This is a genomic window from Kineosporia rhizophila (assembly GCF_021277265.1).
GTDB lineage: Bacteria > Actinomycetota > Actinomycetes > Actinomycetales > Kineosporiaceae > Kineosporia > Kineosporia rhizophila.
Window position 1 is genome coordinate 102,605 of the sequence record NZ_JAJSOH010000016.1, and the last position, 19,409, is coordinate 122,013.

At 70.9% G+C, this 19,409-nt stretch carries 24 protein-coding genes; 16 read left to right on the forward strand and 8 right to left on the reverse strand.

Annotated features, from left to right (window positions below):
• Positions 1-68 precede the first annotated feature (68 nt).
• Positions 69-359, reverse strand: coding sequence for an SCO0607 family lipoprotein (locus LWF15_RS22020; protein ID WP_232812783.1), 291 nt, complete (start codon positions 357-359; stop codon positions 69-71).
• A 283-nt stretch (positions 360-642) separates the two neighbouring features.
• On the opposite strand from LWF15_RS22020, the gene LWF15_RS22025 reads away from it, so the two are divergent.
• The 6 genes from LWF15_RS22025 to LWF15_RS22050 all read left to right on the forward strand — a co-directional run bounded on the left by LWF15_RS22025 (position 643) and on the right by LWF15_RS22050 (position 5,442).
• Positions 643-1,320 carry a Crp/Fnr family transcriptional regulator gene (locus LWF15_RS22025; protein WP_232812784.1) on the forward strand — a complete coding sequence of 226 codons (678 nt, stop codon included), beginning with the start codon at positions 643-645 and terminating at the stop codon, positions 1,318-1,320.
• 87 nt (positions 1,321-1,407) lie between these two features.
• Positions 1,408-1,899 (forward strand): hypothetical protein, encoded by a 492-nt coding sequence (locus LWF15_RS22030; RefSeq protein WP_232812785.1) that lies wholly within the window; start codon positions 1,408-1,410, stop codon positions 1,897-1,899.
• Positions 1,900-2,012: 113 nt separating this feature from the next.
• Entirely contained in the window at positions 2,013-2,636 is a 624-nt protein-coding gene (locus LWF15_RS22035) for a GTPase (protein ID WP_232812786.1), read from the forward strand.
• Positions 2,636-3,475, forward strand: coding sequence for a GTPase family protein (locus LWF15_RS22040; RefSeq protein WP_232812787.1), 840 nt, complete (start codon positions 2,636-2,638; stop codon positions 3,473-3,475). The genes LWF15_RS22035 and LWF15_RS22040 overlap by 1 nt, the downstream gene beginning before the upstream one ends.
• A 47-nt stretch (positions 3,476-3,522) precedes the next feature.
• Complete coding sequence (locus LWF15_RS22045) at positions 3,523-3,714, forward strand: hypothetical protein (RefSeq protein ID WP_232812788.1); 192 nt, start codon at positions 3,523-3,525, stop codon at positions 3,712-3,714.
• A gap of 33 nt (positions 3,715-3,747) precedes the next feature.
• On the forward strand, positions 3,748-5,442 hold the full coding sequence (locus LWF15_RS22050; protein WP_232812789.1) for a tetratricopeptide repeat protein: 1,695 nt from the start codon (positions 3,748-3,750) through the stop codon (positions 5,440-5,442).
• A gap of 60 nt (positions 5,443-5,502) precedes the next feature.
• Here the strand turns inward: LWF15_RS22050 and LWF15_RS22055 are convergent, their stop codons facing one another.
• Positions 5,503-6,243, reverse strand: a complete 741-nt coding sequence (locus LWF15_RS22055; protein ID WP_232812790.1) for an SDR family oxidoreductase — start codon at positions 6,241-6,243, stop codon at positions 5,503-5,505.
• Positions 6,244-6,375: 132 nt separating this feature from the next.
• Here LWF15_RS22055 and LWF15_RS22060 point away from each other — a divergent pair, with 132 nt between their 5' ends.
• Positions 6,376-7,194: a helix-turn-helix domain-containing protein gene (locus LWF15_RS22060; RefSeq protein ID WP_232812791.1), complete on the forward strand. Its 819-nt coding sequence runs from the start codon at positions 6,376-6,378 to the stop codon at positions 7,192-7,194.
• On the opposite strand, the gene LWF15_RS22065 is transcribed toward LWF15_RS22060, so the two are convergent.
• Entirely contained in the window at positions 7,191-7,850 is a 660-nt protein-coding gene (locus LWF15_RS22065; RefSeq protein ID WP_232812792.1) for an IMPACT family protein, read from the reverse strand. The two genes, LWF15_RS22060 and LWF15_RS22065, sit on opposite strands and share 4 nt — an antisense overlap.
• A 4-nt stretch (positions 7,851-7,854) precedes the next feature.
• A complete protein-coding gene (add, locus tag LWF15_RS22070) occupies positions 7,855-8,826 on the reverse strand; it encodes an adenosine deaminase (protein ID WP_232812793.1) in 972 nt (323 codons plus the stop codon).
• A gap of 463 nt (positions 8,827-9,289) precedes the next feature.
• Between add and LWF15_RS22075 the strand changes: the two genes are divergently transcribed.
• The 3 genes from LWF15_RS22075 (at position 9,290) to LWF15_RS22085 (ending at position 12,021) form a co-directional block, all read left to right on the forward strand.
• A complete protein-coding gene (locus LWF15_RS22075) occupies positions 9,290-10,687 on the forward strand; it encodes an oligosaccharide flippase family protein (protein WP_232812794.1) in 1,398 nt (465 codons plus the stop codon).
• Between the two features lie 34 nt (positions 10,688-10,721).
• Positions 10,722-11,066, forward strand: coding sequence for a metallopeptidase family protein (locus LWF15_RS22080; protein WP_232812854.1), 345 nt, complete (start codon positions 10,722-10,724; stop codon positions 11,064-11,066).
• Between the two features lie 88 nt (positions 11,067-11,154).
• Entirely contained in the window at positions 11,155-12,021 is an 867-nt protein-coding gene (locus LWF15_RS22085) for a CPBP family intramembrane glutamic endopeptidase (protein ID WP_232812795.1), read from the forward strand.
• On the opposite strand, the gene LWF15_RS22090 is transcribed toward LWF15_RS22085, so the two are convergent.
• Entirely contained in the window at positions 12,006-12,461 is a 456-nt protein-coding gene (locus tag LWF15_RS22090; RefSeq protein WP_232812796.1) for an SRPBCC domain-containing protein, read from the reverse strand. The genes LWF15_RS22085 and LWF15_RS22090 overlap by 16 nt on opposite strands.
• 56 nt (positions 12,462-12,517) lie before the next feature.
• Here LWF15_RS22090 and LWF15_RS22095 point away from each other — a divergent pair, with 56 nt between their 5' ends.
• The gene (locus LWF15_RS22095) at positions 12,518-13,552 is read left to right on the forward strand and encodes an erythromycin esterase family protein (RefSeq protein WP_232812797.1); all 1,035 of its coding nucleotides are present in this window, start codon (positions 12,518-12,520) and stop codon (positions 13,550-13,552) included.
• Here LWF15_RS22095 and LWF15_RS22100 read toward each other — a convergent pair.
• Positions 13,518-14,132, reverse strand: a complete 615-nt coding sequence (locus LWF15_RS22100) for a sugar O-acetyltransferase (protein WP_232812798.1) — start codon at positions 14,130-14,132, stop codon at positions 13,518-13,520. The genes LWF15_RS22095 and LWF15_RS22100 overlap by 35 nt on opposite strands.
• A gap of 44 nt (positions 14,133-14,176) precedes the next feature.
• On the opposite strand from LWF15_RS22100, the gene pdxY reads away from it, so the two are divergent.
• Positions 14,177-15,028 (forward strand): pyridoxal kinase PdxY, encoded by an 852-nt coding sequence (gene pdxY / locus LWF15_RS22105; RefSeq protein WP_232812799.1) that lies wholly within the window; start codon positions 14,177-14,179, stop codon positions 15,026-15,028.
• Between the two features lie 88 nt (positions 15,029-15,116).
• Positions 15,117-15,872, forward strand: coding sequence for a hypothetical protein (locus LWF15_RS22110; protein WP_232812800.1), 756 nt, complete (start codon positions 15,117-15,119; stop codon positions 15,870-15,872).
• Between the two features lie 13 nt (positions 15,873-15,885).
• Here LWF15_RS22110 and LWF15_RS22115 read toward each other — a convergent pair whose 3' ends face one another.
• Positions 15,886-17,508, reverse strand: coding sequence for a peptide chain release factor 3 (locus LWF15_RS22115; RefSeq protein ID WP_232812801.1), 1,623 nt, complete (start codon positions 17,506-17,508; stop codon positions 15,886-15,888).
• Positions 17,509-17,662: 154 nt separating this feature from the next.
• Between LWF15_RS22115 and LWF15_RS22120 the strand changes: the two genes are divergently transcribed.
• Genes LWF15_RS22120 through LWF15_RS22125 form a run of 3 tightly spaced genes read left to right on the forward strand, consistent with a single transcriptional unit; the run spans position 17,663 to position 18,702 of the window.
• On the forward strand, positions 17,663-17,941 hold the full coding sequence (locus tag LWF15_RS22120) for a hypothetical protein (protein ID WP_232812802.1): 279 nt from the start codon (positions 17,663-17,665) through the stop codon (positions 17,939-17,941).
• Positions 17,938-18,069: a hypothetical protein gene (locus LWF15_RS36730; protein ID WP_269810613.1), complete on the forward strand. Its 132-nt coding sequence runs from the start codon at positions 17,938-17,940 to the stop codon at positions 18,067-18,069. Before LWF15_RS22120 ends, LWF15_RS36730 begins: the two co-directional genes overlap by 4 nt.
• A gap of 9 nt (positions 18,070-18,078) precedes the next feature.
• On the forward strand, positions 18,079-18,702 hold the full coding sequence (locus LWF15_RS22125) for a 2'-5' RNA ligase family protein (protein WP_232812803.1): 624 nt from the start codon (positions 18,079-18,081) through the stop codon (positions 18,700-18,702).
• Here LWF15_RS22125 and LWF15_RS22130 read toward each other — a convergent pair.
• Positions 18,689-19,369 (reverse strand): DUF2306 domain-containing protein, encoded by a 681-nt coding sequence (locus tag LWF15_RS22130; protein ID WP_232812804.1) that lies wholly within the window; start codon positions 19,367-19,369, stop codon positions 18,689-18,691. The two genes, LWF15_RS22125 and LWF15_RS22130, sit on opposite strands and share 14 nt — an antisense overlap.
• Between the last annotated feature and the right edge of the window lie 40 nt (positions 19,370-19,409).

Consider the following 19,409-nt stretch of genomic DNA (forward strand, 5'->3'; position numbering starts at 1 on the left):
TCCTGAGGTTTCGCTCTCTACGTCCCCCTCATGTCCGCCGTCGCACCCCTTCTTTCACTCACCGGCCGTCATTCTGCGGGCGCTGGGCTCTCGTTCCCGTCCTTGTCCAGGACGTGCTCCTGCCAGTACGAGTACCACTGGTCGTCGACCTTCTCGGGAACCTTGCCCTCGGGGTATCTGACATATCCCTCGCTCGGCTCCTGCCCGTTCGGTTCGCAGGCCGACCCGGTGCTGCCGATCGCCGCGACCGGGTACTCGTCGTCCGTGCAGACACTTTCCCCAGACCCACAGGCGGTGAGGGAGAACAGCGCAACCAGCGCTCCGCCGACTGCCACCCTCGTTCCGGACCGCTTGCTCATGATGTTCTCCTCTGGTTCGTCGTTGGCCAGGACAACACTGCCGCCCGGAGCGCCCTCGCCGCGTCCGTCCACCGGCCCATCGACCCGATGGCTCCCTCAGCCTTAAGTCGGAAGCGCTCTCCGGACCGGCCACTCCTGACCGTTCGGTGGATATTCCTCGTTTTGTCTACGTGTGTCCGTTCACCTGCCTCACGATCATCAGGCGCAGTGATCCCTGACCGTGCTGCCAGACGCCCCGACCGGCATCGACAGAAGTGGGACCTGCGTGATGGATTCGCCATGGGTGTTTCCCCCTGGAAGCTTCCTGGCCCGGCTGCAGCCGGAGACCCGCGAGCACCTGCTGCAGCTGGGGCGTCGAAGGCAGTTCGCAGCCGACGGAGTGCTGATGCGCGAGGGCGAGGACGCCCATGAGGTGGTGCTCGTGCTGGACGGCTACGTGAAGATCACCGCCACCACCGACGGCGGCCGGGGGCGCTCCGCCTTCCTGGCCATCCGTGGCACCGGAGACGTGATCGGCGAGCTCGGGGCGATCGAGGGCGACGTGCGTACAGCCACCGCGATCACCGCCGGCGCGGTGATCGCGGTGGTGATCCGGGCGCGCACGTTCGTCGAGTTCCTGACCAGGTACCCCGACGCCCAAGCGGCCGTCAGCGCGGTGACCGCTGGGCGACTGCGGGCGGCCGTGCGCCAGCGACTGGGCCACGTCGACGGTTCGGTCCGCGGGAGGCTGGCCCGGGTCCTGCTGGAGCTGGTGAGCCACTGGGGAATGCGCAGCGGCGACCGCGTCGGCATCGCGGTGGCGCTGAACCAGTCCGAACTGGCAGCCCTGGTCGCAGCCGACGAGCGTTCGGTGAACAAGGTGCTCGCCCAGTTGCGGGACGCGCAGATCATCGGGACCGGCTACCGGCAGATCTTCGTGCTCGACGAGGCGGAACTGCGGCGGATCGCCTCGGATCTGTGAAACCCGCAGAAAGTCGGTGTCGGGCCGGGCCGGCGGGCCCAGGCTGACGGCGTCCCCTCTCTGGCCCTCGGAAAGGACCGGCGCGCCATGAACGATGCCGCAGTGGGAGTCCGCCGCCTGTGTGTCCTGGTGCGCGGGGCCCCGGGAGACCAGGAGGATCTCGTCGGCCTCCTGGGCCGGGCCGCGCTCCAGATCCGGATGGAACGGCTCTACTGGCAACCGGATCCGGCAGGACCGGTGCTCGGGGCGTTCCCACCCGGGGTCGACGAGCCCGACGTTCTGGCCGGTCTGGTCCAGGCCGTACGGCGGCTGGTCGACGAGGACGACCGATGGCGACTGACGATGGTGGTGAACGAGGGCCTGACCTATCTGGACGCCGCCGGGATCTCCGGCCCCACCGTGGATTTCATGCAGAACCTGCTCACTCCGGTGACAGACGCAGCTCCTCTCACGATCGTCACCCCTCGCCACCTGTACGACGAACTGGCTCGCGCAACCGGCGTCATCGCGGCGCCGGCGCGGACCACGTCCCTGTACGTCTCCGGCCAGCCGGTTGCGGTCCGGATCGAGACCCCCTGAGCGCCCCATTGCGGCATTCGCACGAACGCCGCAAAAGGTCGGTGTTCGCCCCGCGGCGGGCGGGTAGACCTTTCATCGTCACAGCACCAGCTGACCGAATCCGAGGAGGAGCGGTGCGACTGGCTTTTCTGGGCAAGTGCGGGGCGGGGAAGACCTCCCTGATCAACGGCCTGACCGGGCTCTCGCTGCCGACCGGGAACTTCCGGGCGACGACACTCGACGTCCAGCAGGTCCGGGCGAAACTGATTCGTCCCTCGTGGGACCCACCGCTGGAGGTGGAGATCCTCGACACCCCGGGCTTCGGTGAGAGCCTGCAGACCGAATCCACCTACCGGCAGCAGTACCGCGACCTGCTGCCCACCGCCGACCACGTGGTCTGGGTGGTCGCGGCGCACCCTCGGGTGTTCCGGCCGGACCAGCTCGCCCTCGCCGACCTGGACCACGAGATGCGGGCCGGCACGAGCATCACCCTGGCCATGACCCACGCCGACGAGATCGGCCCGAACGACTGGGACGCCGGGACCGACCGGCCCTCCCCCGGACAGGAGCAGGCCCTCGCCGACCAGGCGGCGAACCTGCTGCAGAAGTTCTCGCCCTACACCTCCCGACTCTCGGCCCAGGACGTCATCGCCTGTTCCAGCGCCCGGCAGTGGGGGCTCGACCGGGTCGGCCAGAGGATACGCCGGGCGCTCGACCAGCTGGCCGGAACATCCGCAGAACACGGAGGAATCGACTGATGGAGAAGCGATCGTCCCTTCTGAAGGGCTTTTTCGAGCTCACTCGATCAGGAAAGGTGAACAGCGAACTGCACGGCATACTGGGCGCCGAGGCCGCCCAGAAACTCGGTGACGTCATCAGTCGCGAACGTGCGACCAACCCGCCCCGGATCGCCGTGATCGGCAAGGCCGGAGTGGGCAAGACCACGACGATCAACAATCTGTTCTCGGCCCGGCTGAAGGTGAGTCACGCTCTGAGGGGCACCTCCGAGGCCGGCCACAAGGAGTTCGAACTGCGCGGCGGGGGCATCCTGCACGTCGTCGACATGCCCGGGCTCGGCGAGGGCCTCGCCGAGGACGCGGTCTTCGAGGAGATCTACCGGGAGGAACTGCCGAAGGTCGACGTCGTGCTCTACGTGATGCAGGCCAGCGAGCGGATCCTCGGCGAGGACCAGCGGATCTTCTCCGAGCTGGTGGTCCCCGCCCTGCAGGCCGGGCGCGGCGGAGGGAAGGTCAAGCAGCTCGTGGTCGGCCTGAACAAGGTCGACCTGATGAAGCCGGTGCAGTGGGACGAGCGGCTCAACTATCCGGAACCGGTCATGGAGAAGAGTATTCAGGGCCGCTGCCAGGACATCGCCCGGCACCTGCGGGACCAGGTCCCCGAACTGGGGGCCGACTCGGTCAACTACTACTCGGCGGAGAAGCGCTACCGGCTCGACGACCTGATGCTGACCCTGGTCGAGGCGGCCGGCAAGGTGGCCTGGAAGCTCCCGAAGGAGACCGCCGACCCCTTCGAACTGGCCGATCCCGACGTGCAGGAGTTCGTCGCCCGGTGGCGGGCCGAACACGGGGAGAACTGAGCGGTGTTCCCTCTCCCGAACTTCGACAGGCATCAGGAGGTGCTCGGATGGCACTGAGTGCGAGTGAGGAAGCCCGGGTGATCAGCATGCTCGGGGAACTCAAGAAGAAGAAGCGCAGAAGGATTCTGGACGACGTCGAGGCCCTGCTGGACTGGCTGACCGACAACGCCCCGGCGATCCTGCGGATGATCGCCGACATCCACAAGCTGTGGAAGATCGTCCGCGACGCCTTCACCTGAGACCCGTCCCGCCCGGGACAGACTGGAGCGAACATGTCCGGTGGCCGGCTGGTCGAGGGAGCCAGCAGCCTGTGCGCCTGCGTCGACATCGTCAGCTGGAGCCGCCGGGGCAGCGCCGCCGATCGCGAGGCACTGGCCCGCGACCTGGCCGAGGCGCTGCACCGGGCTGCTGTCACCGCTGTCCCGGCGGCAGGCCCACTGCCCGCCGAGTACAGCGGTGACGGCGCCCTTCTGGTGTTCCCGCCGGACATCGTCGAGGGCAGGACGATCGGCATCCTCGTTCTGTCGCTGATCCTGTCCCTGCGCCGGCGCAACCAGGGCTCACCTCCGGGAGGGCGCCTGCGGGTCCGGGTCGGCCTGACCCGAGGCACGATCCGTACCGGTGCCCTGGGGTGGTCCAGCGACGCGGTGATCAGTGCGAGCCGACTGGTCGACAGTGACGAACTACGACAGTCACTGGACCGCTACCCCGCCGCGGACCTGGCGCTCATCGTGTCCGGCCAGCTCTACCAGGACGTCGTGCGCCAAGGCGTCACCGCGCTGGACCGAAACTGGTTCTGGCCGGCCTACGTCCGTCGCAAGAGCTTCGAGGCCCAGGCCTTCATCTACGTGTCTGACCGGTCGGTCACGGCCCAGCCGGCCGGTCCCCCGGCTCTCCCCGGTGCTCCGGAAACGTTCCGGGTGGGCACGCCGCTGCCGGTCTTCGTCCCGGGCTGGGCGGCGAACCTCAGCGGCCCCGCACCCGACGAGGCCGTCACGGGGGCCGAGGTGCAGGCCACGATCGATGCCTGGCGGGCCGGGCGCCGGGCGCCCCTGACCCCGGAGCAGGTCCGGGTCGGCTTCCAGGAGATCCAGGCCATGATCACCGAGGCGGCCCGGCTGACCGCCGACGGCCGGCCCGGTGCCGCGCTCGCGCACCTGAACCTGGCCATGGCGACCGTACCCGGCACCTTCGCGATCGGGGTCGCCGTGGCCCGCGTCCTGCTCGCGACAGGCGGTTTCGGGGCGGCCTGCCGTGAGATGGTCGACGAACTGCTCGGCCACGGCAGCCAGCCGGTCCAGAGCGTGGTGGAACCGCTGATGCTGCGGGCCGAGGCCTGGTACCAGGACGGTGAGTTCGCCCGGGCCGCCGGCGATCTGCAGCAGGCCCTGGCCGCCACCCCACCGGGCGGCGACGCGTGGGCCGTGGCTCTGCTGCGGCTGGGCGACTGCCAGGAGATCCTGGCCGGCGCCGGGCCTGCCGAGGCTCTCTGGCGCGAGGTGGCGCGGGTGCGCCCGCTGAATCCCGACGCCGGGCTGAGACTGGGCCACCTCGAGGTCGCGCGCGGGCAGTCGATGAGCGCCCGGGACCATCTGGACCGGGCCCTGACGGTGGTGCGACGCGATCCTTCCTCGGCAATGGCGCTGAACTCCGCGGCCCTGGAACATGCCCTGCTGATGGGCCTGTACACGGCTCACCGCGACCTCGGGGCCCTCGACGAGGCCCGCTCCTGTCTGCAGCAGGCCTACCAGGTGAACCCGGAGAACGCCTTCACGCTGACCGAGATGGCGATCGACGCCCACGTGCGGGGCGAGGCCCGCGGTCCGCTCTATGCCGGCTGGGCGGTCCTGCGGGCTGTGCGGGACGCGAACGGGAACCTGGCGCTGGACCGACTGCGGGAGAACGGTCTGCTGCCGGAGAAGCGCTACCGGCTGGCGCTGTCCGACTGGGAGCGGACCCGGACGTGAGGCGTTCCCGACAAAGTTCTCCGTGCGGCTGATCCGACCGGGCCCGGCCCGGTGACGTCCTCAGCGTCCCGGGAGGCCGCCCAGCGCCTGGGAGCGGCGTTCCAGCAGTTCGGCGTAGGTGCCGTCACGTTCGGCCCAGCGCAGGTACTGGGCCTTTTCGACGACGATCTCCTGTGGCTGCGGCTCCTGGGTGAGCAGGCCCACGACCTCGTCCAGGTAGCCCTCCAGCGGCAGGGCGGCCGGGTTGACCTTCTCCTGCCCGGCCGTGGCCACCGCCGGAGGGACGAGTTCGGTCACCTGGACGCCGGTTCCGGCCAGTTGGGCGCGCAGGGCCACGGTGTAGGCGTGCACGCCGGCCTTGGACGCGCCGTAGCCGGGCATCAGCGGGAAGGGCATGAAGGCGATGCCGGAGCTGACGGTCATGATGTCGCCGCGGCCCCGGGCCAGCAGGTGCGGGGTGAAGGCGTCGACGACGCGGATGGTGCCCAGCAGATTGACCGCGATGCTGGTCTCGCTCTGGGCGAAGTGGGCGGGGTCACGCAGGTCCTCGATCATCAGGACGCCCGCCATGGTCACCACCAGGTCGAGGTCGGGGTGCGCGGCCAGGACCTCGTCGCGGGCCCGCAGCACCGACTGCGGGTCGGTCACGTCGATCTGCACCGTGGGCAGGCCCTCGACCTTGCCGGTGTCGCGGCCGCCGACCACCACGGTGCTGCCGGCCTGCACGAGTCGCTGGGCCAGGCCCAGGCCGATGCCCGAGGTTCCGCCGACGATAAGGGCGGTACGTCCGCTGATGTTCATGTCTGTTCCTGCCTGCTCGGATGTGCTGACCAGCCCAAGCTTTCGCCGCGCGGGACCATCGCGGAAGGACCCCGCCGATCCGGGGAGTGACAGGGCCCCTCAGCCTGGGCCGGCCCTGGTTAGGGTCGAGGTGTGGACACCGACGAGGAGAACCGGCTGGGCGAGTACCTGCGGGCCCGGCGGGCTCTGGTCACCCCCGAGCAGCTCGGCCTGCCGGGCGGTTCCGGGCGACGGGTGCCCGGGCTACGCCGCGAGGAGGTGGCCCTGCTGGCCGGGATCAGCGCCGACTACTACCTGCGTCTGGAAAGAGGCCGGGACAAGAACCCGTCGCTGCAGGTGCTGCAGGCCCTGGCCCGGGTGCTGCAACTGGACGAGGTGGAGGCCGAGTACCTGCTGGGGCTGGGCACACCCCGGCCTCGCCCGAGAAGGGCGGCGCGCGCCGAGAAGGTACCCGCCCGGGCCCACCATCTGCTCGCCGCGCTGCAGGTTCCCGCCTTCGTCGAGGGCCGCTACTTCGACGTGCTGGCCGCCAACCGGCTCGCCCTCGCCTTCTCACCGCGCCTGGCGCCCGGGCACAACCGGCTGCGCTCACTCCTGCTCGACCCGCAGGAGCGGGAGTTCCACGACGACTGGGAGGGCGCCGTGGAGGGTTTCGTCGCCGCCTTCCGCGGCTCGCTCGGTGACCGGACCGACGATCCGCGGGTGATCGAGCTGGTCGGCGAACTCTCCTTGGCCAGCAACCGTTTCCGGACGCTGTGGGCCCGCCACGACGTGAGCCGGCTCATGGGCGGCACGGTCGCCGTGCAGCACCCCGGCCTGGGCCGTCTGCAGCTGCACCGCGACAAGCTGCCGCTCGACGGCCTGACCCTGGTGGTCTACTACGCCGACCAGGGCAGTGAGTCCGCCGGGAAACTCGGCCTGCTCGGACCTCTCGCCGCCGAGCTCGACTAGCTTTCCATCACCACGGTCTCACCCCGCACCGCGACCAGCCGGCCCGCGCTCGCGGCGGCGAGCGACGCGTCGAGCGCGACCAGGTGGGCGGGCGGCACGAGCAGGGTGAGCGTGGCGCTCGAGGCGTAGGACACGTCCTCGATCTGGGCCTCGTGGTGGTCGGCCCACTCGCGCAGGACCGACTGGAGGCGACCGGCGTCCGTGTGCGGGACCTCGACCGCGATCCGCACCGCCGGGGTGCGCCGCACGGTCCGCGCCGCGTCGAGCGCCTCGGAAACGGCCGACGAATACGCCCGGACCAGGCCGCCGGCGCCCAGTTTCACCCCGCCGAAGTAGCGCGCCACCACGGCCACCAGATCGGTGAGCTCACGGCGGCGCAGCACCTCGAGCATGGGCACGCCCGCAGTGCCGGACGGTTCGCCGCCGTCGGAGGACCGCTGCTGGTCGGCGTGCGTACCGATGACCAGGGCGACGCAGTGGTGCCGGGCGTCCCAGTACTGCCTGCGCACCGCCGCGATCACGGCCTCGGCCTCTTCCGTGGTCCGCGCCGGGGCCACCTGGGCGATGAAGCGGGACTTCTTGATCACCAGCTCGTGTTCCAGCGGTGCGGCGATGGTGGACGGGTAGCGCGCCGGGGCCGGGTCGGGAACGTCCACGCCGTTACTGTACGAGGCTTTCGCCCGGGCTCAGGAACCGTGCCTCGTACGCCGCCCGGCGGATGAGCTCGATCTGGTCCTCGCTCAGCCCGACCTGGTGCCGGGCGGCCTCGTACTCACCCGAGAGGGTGATCGCCGATGCCCGCGGGTCGTCCGTGGCCAGCGCCACGGGAACCCCGGCGGCGAGCAGGGCGTGCACAGGGTGCTCGCGGTAGCCCGGCACGACCGACGTGTGCAGGTTGCTGGTCAGCGCCACCTCCAGCGTGATCCCGCGGGCAGCAAGGTGTTCCAGCAGCTGCGGATCCTCCACCGACCGCACCCCGTGCCCGATCCGCTCGGCCCCCAGGTACGTCACCGCGTCCCAGACACTCTGCGGCCCGGCCGCTTCGCCGGCGTGGACGGTGACGTGCAGGCCGGCGTCGCGGGCCCGGGCGAAGGCCGGGGCGAACTCCGCGGCCGGCACTCCGGCCTCGTTGCCGGCCAGGTCGACCGCGCAGAACACGTCGCGGCGCGAGAGCAGGGTCTCGACCTGCGCCACCCCCTGCTCGGGGCCGAGATCCCGCAGCAGGATCCCGATCAACCCGACCGGAAGCCCGCTTTCGCGCGAGGCCGCCGACACCCCGTCCACAATTGCATCGATCACCCCTTCGGGCGCCAGGCCGCTCTCCTGCCGGACGAACCACGGACTGAAGCGCAGTTCCAGGTAGCTGAGGCCGTCGGCCGCCGCATCCGAAACCACCTCGTGCGCGGCGCGTTCCCAGTCTTCCAGGCGGGAGAAGGCCGAGGGGGCGGCATCCACCTTGGTCAGGAACGGCACCAGACCGCCGAGCGGGCCCGAGGCCACCAGCAGGTCCTCCGGGTCGGCGGCACCGGCCAGCGGGTGGCCGTCGCGGGCGGCCAGTTCGAGAATGGTCGGGACCCGCAGCGCGCCCTCGAGATGACGGTGCAGATCGATCAGGGTGGGTGCAGACAGCACGAAGAGAACCTTCCGGCAGGGAGCGAACAGCGACAACTGAGGACGGGTCGGCTCGCCTACTGGTAGAAGTCCTGACGGAACGAGTGGTCACCGAAGACGACAGCGGGGCGCACCACGCGCAGGGCCGTCGGGGGGATCACGCCGGAATCGTAGCCCACGCCGACCGCGGCCCCGGTTCCCGCGAACCGGCCCCCACCCGACCGGAGGCATCGTCCGGAACCCGGGCATCCCGTCCGTAAAGGCTCTTTGCCCTTGTCCGGCGGCTGAGAACGCGCTGAGCAGTTAAGCAGGTCTTATGAGATGGCCGGGTAGTTTGACGCGCCGGAGCACCGTACGGAGCCCGGAGCCCGATCGAACCGCCTGCCGACGTGCTGGTCGATCGTCCGGCGGAGCCACCCGGCCCGCCGACCGCGATGCGAAGGAGTACGCCCATGTCAGGTCCCGCCACCGGTGACCGACGGCTGTGACCGAGGAGTCGGGCCGGGAGTCGGGCAAGAGCCGGATCGTCTGGACCTTCGGCGACCAGGCCCTGGCCAGCCTGTCCAACTTCGCGCTGTCGATCGTGATGGCCCGCTCGCTCAGCGACGACGACTACGGCTCGTTCGGGCTGATGCTGGTCACCTTCACCTTCCTGATCGGCCTGGGCCGGGCCGGCATCGGCGACCCGTACGTGGTCCGCTTCACCGACGCCGACCCGCAGGTGCGCCGGCAGGCCTCCCGGCAGGCGGCCGGCTCGGCGATCACGTTCGGTGTCCTCACCGGGCTGGTCTGTGTGGCCGCGGCCGCGGTGATGCACGGGATCGGCAGTGACCGGCAGGCGGTGCTGGCGATCCTCGGCCTGGGCATCGCCATGCCCGGCCTGATGCTGCAGGAGACCTGGCGCAGCCTGTTCTTCGCCTCCGGCCGGCCCCGCACCGCCACCGCCAACGACGCCGTGCGCACCGTGATCCAGTTCGCCCTGCTCGGCCTCCTGATCAGCCAGGACCAGCGCTCGCTCTTCCTGATCACCCTCGCCTGGGGCGTGGGCGCGCTGGTCGGCGCCGTGATGGGCGTCGGGCAGACCCGGGTCCTGCCGAACCCGGGCGAGACGATGGCCTGGTTCCGCGAGACCCGCGACCTGAACCTGAAGATGGCCGCCGACTTCTCCTTCAACCAGGGTGCGACCACGCTGGTCTCCTACGTGGTGGCGGTGATCGTGGGCAACCGCGCGATCGGCGCCATCCGGGCCGCCCAGACCCTGTTCAGCCCGCTGAACCTGCTGTTCTCGGGGGTCTCCTCGGCGGCCCTGCCCACGCTCACCCGGATCGCCATGTCGGGCCGTTCGCTGGTCCGCCCGGCGCTGCTGATGAGCTTCGTGATCGGCGGGATGACCGGGGCCTGGCTGCTGATCCTGCTGTTCGTCCCGTCCTCGATCGGGGTGGAGATCCTCGGGGAGAGCTGGGACGGCGCCCGCTCGGTGATGCTGCCGATGGGCATCATCACGGTCACCGTCGGCTTCGTGCTGGGCGCCAGCCTGGGCCTGAAGGCCCTGCGGCGGGCCGACCAGATGCTGCGGGTGACCTTCGTGCAGGCCCCGCTGATGCTCGGGCTCGGCTCGGTCGGCGGCTGGCTGGGCAGCGCCGAGGGCGCGGCCTGGGGCATGGCCGCCGCACAGGTCACCGGGTTCGTGGCCTGCTGGGTGATCTTCCTGCAGGCCGACGCCATGCCGCGGGACTGGGTGGCCCAGGAGGCCGGGCCGGACCCGGACCCGGACGATCAGGGGCACGAGGAGCAGGAGCGCTGGGCCCGGGAGGAACCGGAGCAGCAGCTCTTCGCCGGTCAGGTGACCGAGGAGACGTGGGAGCAGCACCGCCGGCCCTGACCCGTCGATGAGGGAGGATCAGCCCGTGGTGGACATGACCCGTGAAGCGTTCGAGCGGCTGGTGTCGCTGGCCCTCGACGAGATCCCGGCGGCGCTGACCCGTCAGATGCGTAACGTGGTGGTGCTGGTGGAGGACGAGGCCCCGGCCGACGAGCCGGACCTGCTGGGCCTGTACGAGGGCACGCCGCTGACCGAGCGGGGTGACTGGTGGGCGGCCGGCAGTCTGCCCGACCGGATCCTGATCTTCCGCAATCCCACGCTGCGGATCTGCCAGACCGAGCAGGACGTGGCCGAGGAGGTCCGGATCACCGTGCGCCACGAGGTGGCCCACCACTTCGGGATCGACGACGCGCGGCTGCACGAGCTCGGGTGGAGCTGAACCGGCGGTTGTGAAGGGGGCAGACCCCCTTCACAACCGGTGGAGATCCGGATTCTCCGGGCCGAAGCCGTGAAACAGGCTGGTCCGCATGATTCCTGCACTCAGCACCGATGAAGAGCTGCGGCGCCAGGGCGTGCGTGCCTTCCTGCTCATCACCTTCGCCGCCACCTGGGGGATCGGCTTCGTCGAGAGAGTCGTGTTCGGCTGGTCGCTGCAGAACCCCCTGGTCCAGCTGGGCCCGGCGATCGTGCCGGCCGTCGCCGCGGTGATCGTGCGGAAATGGGTCACCAAGGAAGGCTTCGCCGACGCCGGTCTGCCGCTGCGCCTGCGCCGGGCCTGGAAGCAGTACCTGCTGGCACTGGTCGGGCCCCTGCTGCTCAGCGGCGGGATCGTCGGCACCGCAGTGCTTTTCGGCTGGTACGAGTGGGACGACTCCAAGCTCCAGGAGGGTCTGGGCGGAATGCCGCTCCCGGTCACCGTCGGGGCCCTGATGCTGCTCAGCGTGGTCTGCATGCCACTGTTCTGGGGCGAGGAGTTCGGCTGGACCGGCTACCTGCGGCCCCGTCTGCTGCCCGGCAACCAGCTGATGTCGCTGCTGGCCACCTCGTTCGTCTGGGCGGCCTGGCACTACCCGCTGGCCTGGACCGACTACGCCGAGTTCGACAACGTGCTGGTCGGCCTGCTCTGCTGGACCGCGATCTTCTTCCCGTTGCAGGCCGTCTTCACCGCTCTCTACGACCGCAGCGGCAGCATCTGGGTACCGAGCCTGGCCCACGCCGGGAACAACTTCGTGCTCTGGTCGTTCCCCGGGCTGCTGATGACCGAGACCGGGCAGCTCAGCTCCTCGCAGGTCAACCTGATCGGCTGCATCCCGCTCACCCTGGTCGCGGTCTGGGCCTGGCGGTCCCGGCCCCGGCCCGTTCAGCCCGTCCAGCCGGTTCAGCCGGCGAGGTAGGCGGCCAGGTTGTCCAGCGACGACGCGAGCCCGGCGGCGTGATCGGCCGCCGAGATGCCGTCGGGCACGTCGTCGGCCCGGATCCGGACCAGCGCCCCGCCCTCCGGTGCGGGCGAGACCTGCCAGGTCATCAGCATGGTGCCGGCGAACTCCGGGTCTTCGGAGTCGAAGTCGACGGCCTGCACCAGCCGCTCCCCCGCCACCAGCTCGACGATGCGCACCAGCACCACGTCCGAGTCGGCGGTGGTCTTGCCCGCGGCGCCCTCGAAGGTCAGCCGCAGCCGGTAGGAGCCGCCGGGCCGCAGGTCGAAGTGCTCGAACCGGCCGGTGGCCCCCTCGGGCGGCAGCCACTGAAGCAGCGCGTCCTTGGAGACGAACGCCTCGAAGACCTGTTCCGGGGTGGCGGCCACGGTACGGGCGGCCTCATCGGTACGGGGCATGCGGTCACCCTAGACCGGTTGACCTCAACCGGGGTTGAGCATCCAGGCTGGGGCGCATGACCGGATACGCACAGCAGCTGGCCGAGCAGGTGGGTGACGCGGCCGTCGTCGGACTCGGCACCTCCACCCGGTCCGGCGCCGAGACGTTCGCCTTCGTCGAAGAAGTCACCGGATTGCTGCTGCAGCGCGGCTTCCGGGCGATCGCGATCCGGGACAACCAGCGCGTCGGCGCTCTGTACGACCAGTTCGTCACCGGGGGCATCGACTCCCTGGAACACGTGCTGCCCCAGGCGTGGGGGCCTTGGCAGACCGTCGAGTTCCGGGACGCCCTCATCCGGCTCAGGACGCTCAACCAGGCCCAGGACGATCCCGTGCGCGTGGTCGGGGTGGGCGGCTCACGCGTACTGGTCGCGGACTACGACCGGGTGCTCGAGCTGTCGGGCAACCCCGAGCGGGTCCGCGCACTGTTCGACGTGATCCGGGTGGCCCACGCCAACGGCGAGCATGTGCAGCGCGCCATGGGGGTGCACCCCGGTACGCCGTTCGTCGAACTGGCCCGCGAGGCAGAGGAACTCGTGCAGGGCGCGGGACCGGAGGCCGAGGAACTGGCCGCCGCGATCGTCGACCATCATGCCCGGGCCGTCGGAGCCGGCTACGACGCGGTGAAGGACGACACCGAGACCGCGGACCGGTTGCTGACCTGGCACCAGGAGAGCGGGCGGCGGACCGTCTTCTGGGAGGGCAGCGCCCACGTCGCGGCCGGCTACCCGCTCGGCGCCCGGTTGAGAAGCCGGATCGAGGACGATTACCGCGCCGTTCATGTGACGTTCGGTTCGGGGGTGGTGGCCGGAGCGAGAGTGCCCGCGCCACAACCCGGTTCACTCGAGCACGACCTGCTGACCTCGGGCACCGAGTACCTGGTCACCGAGGCTTCCGGCACACCCACCCGGATGCGCCTGATCTCCGGCCTCTACGACCCGGCACGCGACGCGGAGCACTACTACGAACTGGCCTCGCTGAAGCTAAACTTCGACGCCGTCCGGTTCTTCCCGGTGGTCAGCCCCACGACTGCGCTTCGGCCTGCCGGGTGACCAGGTCGCCGTCGGTGATCGGGCGCAGTACCCGGGCCGGGGTGCCGACCGCCACCACCATCGGCGGAACGTCCCGGCTGACCACGCTTCCGGCCCCGATCACCGAGCCGTAGCCGATCCGCACCCCGGGCAGGACCACGGCGTTGCTGCCGATCCAGACCTTGTCCTCGATCACGATCGGCTCGGAGAAGCGGGCGAAGTCGACCCGGCGCTGCGGGTGCACCGGGTGCCCGGTGGTGGTCAGGGTGACGCTGGGGGCGATCATCACGCCGTGGCCGATACGGATCTCCACGTCGTCGACGAACGTGAGGTTGACGTTGCCGAAGAAGTCGTCGCCGAGGTGGACGTTGCTGCCGAAGCCGGCGTGGAACGGCGGCAGCAGCACGGTGCGCTCACCGACCGAGCCGAAGATCTCCTGCAGCAGTTCCCGGCGGCGGCCGGCCTCGCCCGGCGGGGTGTGGTTGTACTCGAAGACCGCTTCGGGACGGCGGCGGTGGTTCTGGAAGGACGCCTCGCCCTCGGAGTAGATCAGCCCGCGGCGGATGCGCTCCAGAACTTCCTGTTCCCGGTCCTCGGCCACGGGTACCAACCTACTCAGCCGGGACAGTCACTAGGGTGGGCAGGATGAAGGTCTTGTCCATCCAGTCGGCGGTCGCCCACGGGCACGTCGGTAACTCCGCGGCCGTCTTCCCACTGCAGCGCATCGGGGTCGAGGTCGTCCCCGTGCACACGGTGAACTTCTCCAACCACACCGGGTACGGGGCGTGGCGCGGTCCGCTCATCCCGCCCTCCGACGTGGCCGAGGTCCTGCTGGGGGTCGAGGAGCGCGGGGTGTTCCCGCAGATCGACGCCGTGCTCTCGGGCTACCAGGGCGGGGCCGGCATCGCCGACGTGATCATCGACGCGGTGCGCCGGGTCAAGGCCGCGAACCCCGCGGCGGTGTACGCCTGCGACCCGGTGATGGGCAACGCCCGCTCGGGGTGCTTCGTCGCCCCCGAGATCCCCGACCTGCTGCGCGACCGGGTGGTCCCGGTGGCCGACATCATCACCCCGAACCAGTTCGAGCTGGGGTTCCTGACCGGCACCGAGCCCTCGACCCTGGAGTCGACGCTGGCCTCGGCCGACCTGGCCCGGGCGATGGGCCCCTCGACCGTGCTGGTGACCAGCGTGGAGCGGCCCGACCGCCCCGAGGGGACCATCGAGATGCTGGTGGTCGACGACAGCGGCGCGTGGATCGTGCGTACCCCGCACCTGCCGTTCAAGGCCAACGGCTCCGGTGACGTCACCGCGGCCCTGTTCACCGCTCACCTGGGGCAGACCGGCAAGGCGTCGGTGGCCCTGGAGCGCACCGCCTCCAGCGTGTTCGACCTGATCGACCTGACCTACAAGTCCGGGCAGCGCGAGCTGCAGCTGGTGCAGGCGCAGGAGTTCTACGCCTCACCGCGCCTGCAGTTCGGGGCCGAGCAGGTCCGCTAGCCACACCCTGGGTGAGCACAGCTGCTCCGACCGGGTGACGTCGGGCTGGTCCACACCATCCCGGCGCCGCCCGGTTCGATCTGCGAGGGTGCCCAACCTCAAGCGAGCCATCGCTCTCGCCGCCGCCCTCAGCCTGATCGCCCTGACTTCGCTGGGAGCGCTCAGCGCCTCGGCCGCCTCGGCGCATCAGCAGCACGCCCCGAACGAGGTCATCCCCATGGCCGGCAAGAAGGCGACCCAGATCGTCCGGATCTCGCCCCTCACCTCCTCCGGCGCCCTCAAGAAGGCCTGGAAGGCCGACGTGGAGCCCCGTGACGAGGACGCTGACCCCGACGACGGCATCGACTGCAGCGAGTCCATGAGCCCCAGCTTCGCCCTGAACGACGGCACCTACGAGTGCCCGCCCACCGTTCTCGGTGCCTACGCCTGCTGGTCCTCGCCCGAGTACGCCGGACAGCTGCTGTGCCTGAACGCGCCCGGGTCCAAGACCCTGCGCAGCATGGCGGTCAAGAACCTCCCCACCAGCACCCGCGCCCCCAGAACACCGCGTCCGCTGGCCCTGGAACTGGCCGACGGCAGCCGCTGGAACCTCAAGACCGGCGGCACCTATCCGGCCCGCAAGGACGGCCTGCAGGGCGTGTACCTGTGCGCCAACAAGGTCTGCTCGAAGAAGCGCACCGGCAAGGACCTGGCCGTGCTCTCCTCCGGCGGGCACGGGGTGAACCGCTCCAAGCCGGTCTGGACCGTGCGTGTGGGTGAGGTGGGCAGCTACGACGAGAGCTTCCCGGCCCCGAAGCGGCAGAAGGTGAAGAAGGCCTACTTCATCCACAACGGGGTCGGGTAGCTCCAGACCCGGATCAGACGCTGGTGGCGACCAGCTTCTGCAGCTCCAGACCGGGGTTGTCGCGCTCGATGCCACGCACCCGCCACTCGTCGGTGAACAGCGCGAACATCGTGCCGTCGGCGTCTTCCAGCACCTCGACGTCGCGCTTGGCCCGCAGCAGCGGGGCGTCGGCCGCGGCCACGATCCGGGCCACCGTGTAGGGCAGTTCGTTGAAGGTGACCGGCGAGCGGAACTCGTTGCTCATCCGGTACTGCACCACGTCGAACTGCAGGCTGCCGACCGCGCTGAGCACCGGCTCCCCGTGGCCGCGCGAGTCCGAGGTCAGCACCCGCACCACCCCCTCGGCGTCGAGCTCGCGCAGGCCCTGCCGGAACTGCTTGCCCGAGCCCAGATCCTTCGGGCGCACGGTGCGGAAGTGCTCGGGGGCGAAGACCGGCAGCGGCGGGTAGGCGATGCGGCCGCTCTCGGAGAGGGTGTCGCCCACGTTGATGTGCCGGGCGTTGACCAGGCCGATCACGTCGCCGGGGTAGGCCACGTCCACGGTGGAGCGGTCGGCGCCGAAGACGGTCTGCACGTGCTTGAGCACCATCGGCCGGCCGCTGCGGTTGTCCCGCACCGTCATGCCACGGTGGAACACGCCCGAGTGGATCCGGGCGAAGGCCAGGCGGTCGCGGTGGGCCGGGTTCATGCCGGTCTGGGTCTTGAACACCTGGGCGCTGAAGCGGCCCTGCACGGTCTGGGTGCCGCCGGCCACGTCGAGCTGGTCGTGCGGGAAGGGCGCCACGTCGACCAGCGAGTCGAGCACCTGGCCGACGCCGGTGTTGGCCACCGCGGCGGTGAAGTAGACCGGCGTGGTGTGGAAGGCGAGGAACGACTCCTCGTCGTGGTCGGCGCCGGTCTCGGTGAGCAGGTCGTGCTCCTCCAGGGCCTGCTGCCAGGCCGAGCCCTCCCGGGCGGCCGCCTCGTCGGCGCTCATCCGTTCCTCCAGGGCCAGCGTGGCCCCGCCCGGGGCCCGGGTGTACTTCACGTAGGCGCCGGTGCCCCGCTCGAGCAGCCCGCGGAAGTCCCCGGCGATGCCGACCGGCCAGGTCATCGGGGTGGCCTTCAGGCCGGTCACCGACTCGATCTCGTCGAGCAGCTCCAGGGCCTCGCGGCCCGGGCGGTCCCACTTGTTCACCACCGTGATCACCGGCAGGCCGCGCTGCTTGCACACCCCGAACAGCTTGCGGGTCTGCACCTCCATGCCGCGGGCCGCGTCGACCAGCATGATCACCGCGTCGACGGCGGTGAGGGCGCGGTAGGTGTCCTCGGAGAAGTCGGCGTGCCCGGGGGTGTCGACCACGTTGATCACCTGCCCGCGGTGGTCCAGCTGCACCACCGCCGAGCTGATCGAGATGCCGCGCTGCTTCTCCATGTCCTGCCAGTCGGTGACCACCCCGGCCCGGCCGCCGCGACCGTGCACGGCCCCGGCCTCGCGCAGGGCCTTGGCGTGCAGGGCCAGCGCCTCGGTCAGCGTGGACTTACCGGCGTCGGGGTGACTGATGACGGCGATGGTGCGGCGCCGGGCCGCCTCGGCCAGGATCTGGGCGGGACTTACGTCGCTGGTCTGTCCGGGGGTCTGGGTATCGGCGCTCACCCGGCCATTCTCCCGGCTTTGCGGGGGTGCTGACGACACCGGGCCGCCCGCACCCGTCCCGGGCCACCCCGACCCGAACCCCGTTTTACCGAAATCCGCTCTTAGCAGGAGGTTTCCAGGTGGCGGTCGGACCGGCCGCTGCTAGGTTCGGCCCGTGGCTTTTGAGTGGTTACACGACTCCCTGCGCCAGCTGAGCGGCATCGAACCGCGGGAGGTGCACCAGGCCCTGGCCGCCGAGCGCCGCTGGCCCCGGCTGGCCACCGACGGCGAGCTGGGTCTGCGCGTCCTGACCATCTGGGCCCGCACGGCCGACGACCGCCCGCTGGTGATCGCCACCCGCAAGCGCTCGGCCTGGGCCTGGCAGTGCCTGGGCGCCCGCGAGATGAGCGCGCCGGAGCTGGCCGAGTTCGAGGCCTGGGAGGCGGCGCGGTGACGTTCCCGGTGCCCGAGGGCCTGATGTCCCGGCTGGTCTTCACCGACGAGCCGGTCCCGGAGGACGAGGTGGTGCCCCGGATCCCGGCCGACCTGCCCCTGATCTTCACCCCGGAAGAGCCGGTCTAGCCTGACCGGGTGAAACCGTTCGAGTTCCGGCCCGCCCAGGGCCCCTGGTCCACCGGCGAGACCTGGCTCTTCTTCTGCGCCGTACCGGATCTGGCCCGCGACACCGCCCTGGCCGAGCTGTTCCGGGGCTGTCGGGAGGCGATGGACGGGTTCCCGATCGCCCCGGTGCCCGACGAGACCCTGCGGGTGACGCTGGCCCAGGTCGGCGACGCCCCCGCGGGCCAGATCGACCAGGCGCAGCGGGCCGCCCTGCTGCAGGCCGTGCGCTCGCGGCTGAGCACCGTCGAGCCGTTCAGCATCACCGCCGGCAGCCCCCTGGCCTACGCCACCGGGGCCCTGTGCGACCTGGAGGACGAGCCGCTGCAGCAGCTGATCGGCCTGATCCGCTCGGCCGTGCGGGAGCTGCGCGGGGCCGAGGCGGACACGTTCCACCCCGGCGTCACCCATCTCACCCTCGGCTACGCCCACGCCGAGGCCTCCACCGACGACCTGGCCCGGCGGCTGCGCCGGGTGCGGCCCAGCCACGCCCGGATGCACATCGACGCGGTGCACCTGCTCGAGGTCGGCACCGACCCGCAGGCCCGGGTCTTCCGCCTGAACCCGGTCGGTGTGGTCCCGCTCAGCGGCGCCTGAGGCGCAGGAAGCGCTCGGCCACGACCAGGTTGGGCACCCAGCACAGGAACGGCACCAGCAGGTAGGCGCGGTCGAAGGCCATCTGGTCGGCCACCCCGGCCGCGCTCTGCGCCGTGATCAGCACCAGCAGCCAGAGCCGGAGCATGACCGCGGCGTAGGTGAGCGCGAACGTGCGGATCGCCCAGCGCCGGTGCGCGGCGAAGTCGCGGCGCAGCACGCTACGCAGGGCCAGCCCCGCGCAGCCGAGCCAGGACAGGCCCAGCAGCCCGAACCCGGCCACCCCGATCGGGCCGGCGTCGTTGGCGGGGGCGATCACCAGCGCCGAGGTGCCGCCCAGGAGGATCGCCAGCAGCACGATGCGGCCGGTGACCCGGTGCAGGCGCGGCACCCGGGCCCGGACCCGGGCCGAGAGCTGGATCGGCGAGAGCACCAGGGCCAGCGCCGAGCCGAAGATGTGCACGTACAGCGCCACCTGGAACCAGGCGGGCTGGGTGACGTAGTTGGCGGCCAGCGCGTCGGGGTCGCGGCCGAGCCCCTCCAGCGACGTGGTCATGTACGGCAATGGTGCGAAGACCGCGATGGCGGCCGAGGTCAGCACGATCCACCAGTGGGCGCCGCGGGCGGAGCGCGAAGGGCGGCGGGGGGCGGTGATCAGGTCCGCGGTCATGAGCACGATGCTGGATCTCGAGCCCGCCCCTCCACGAGCC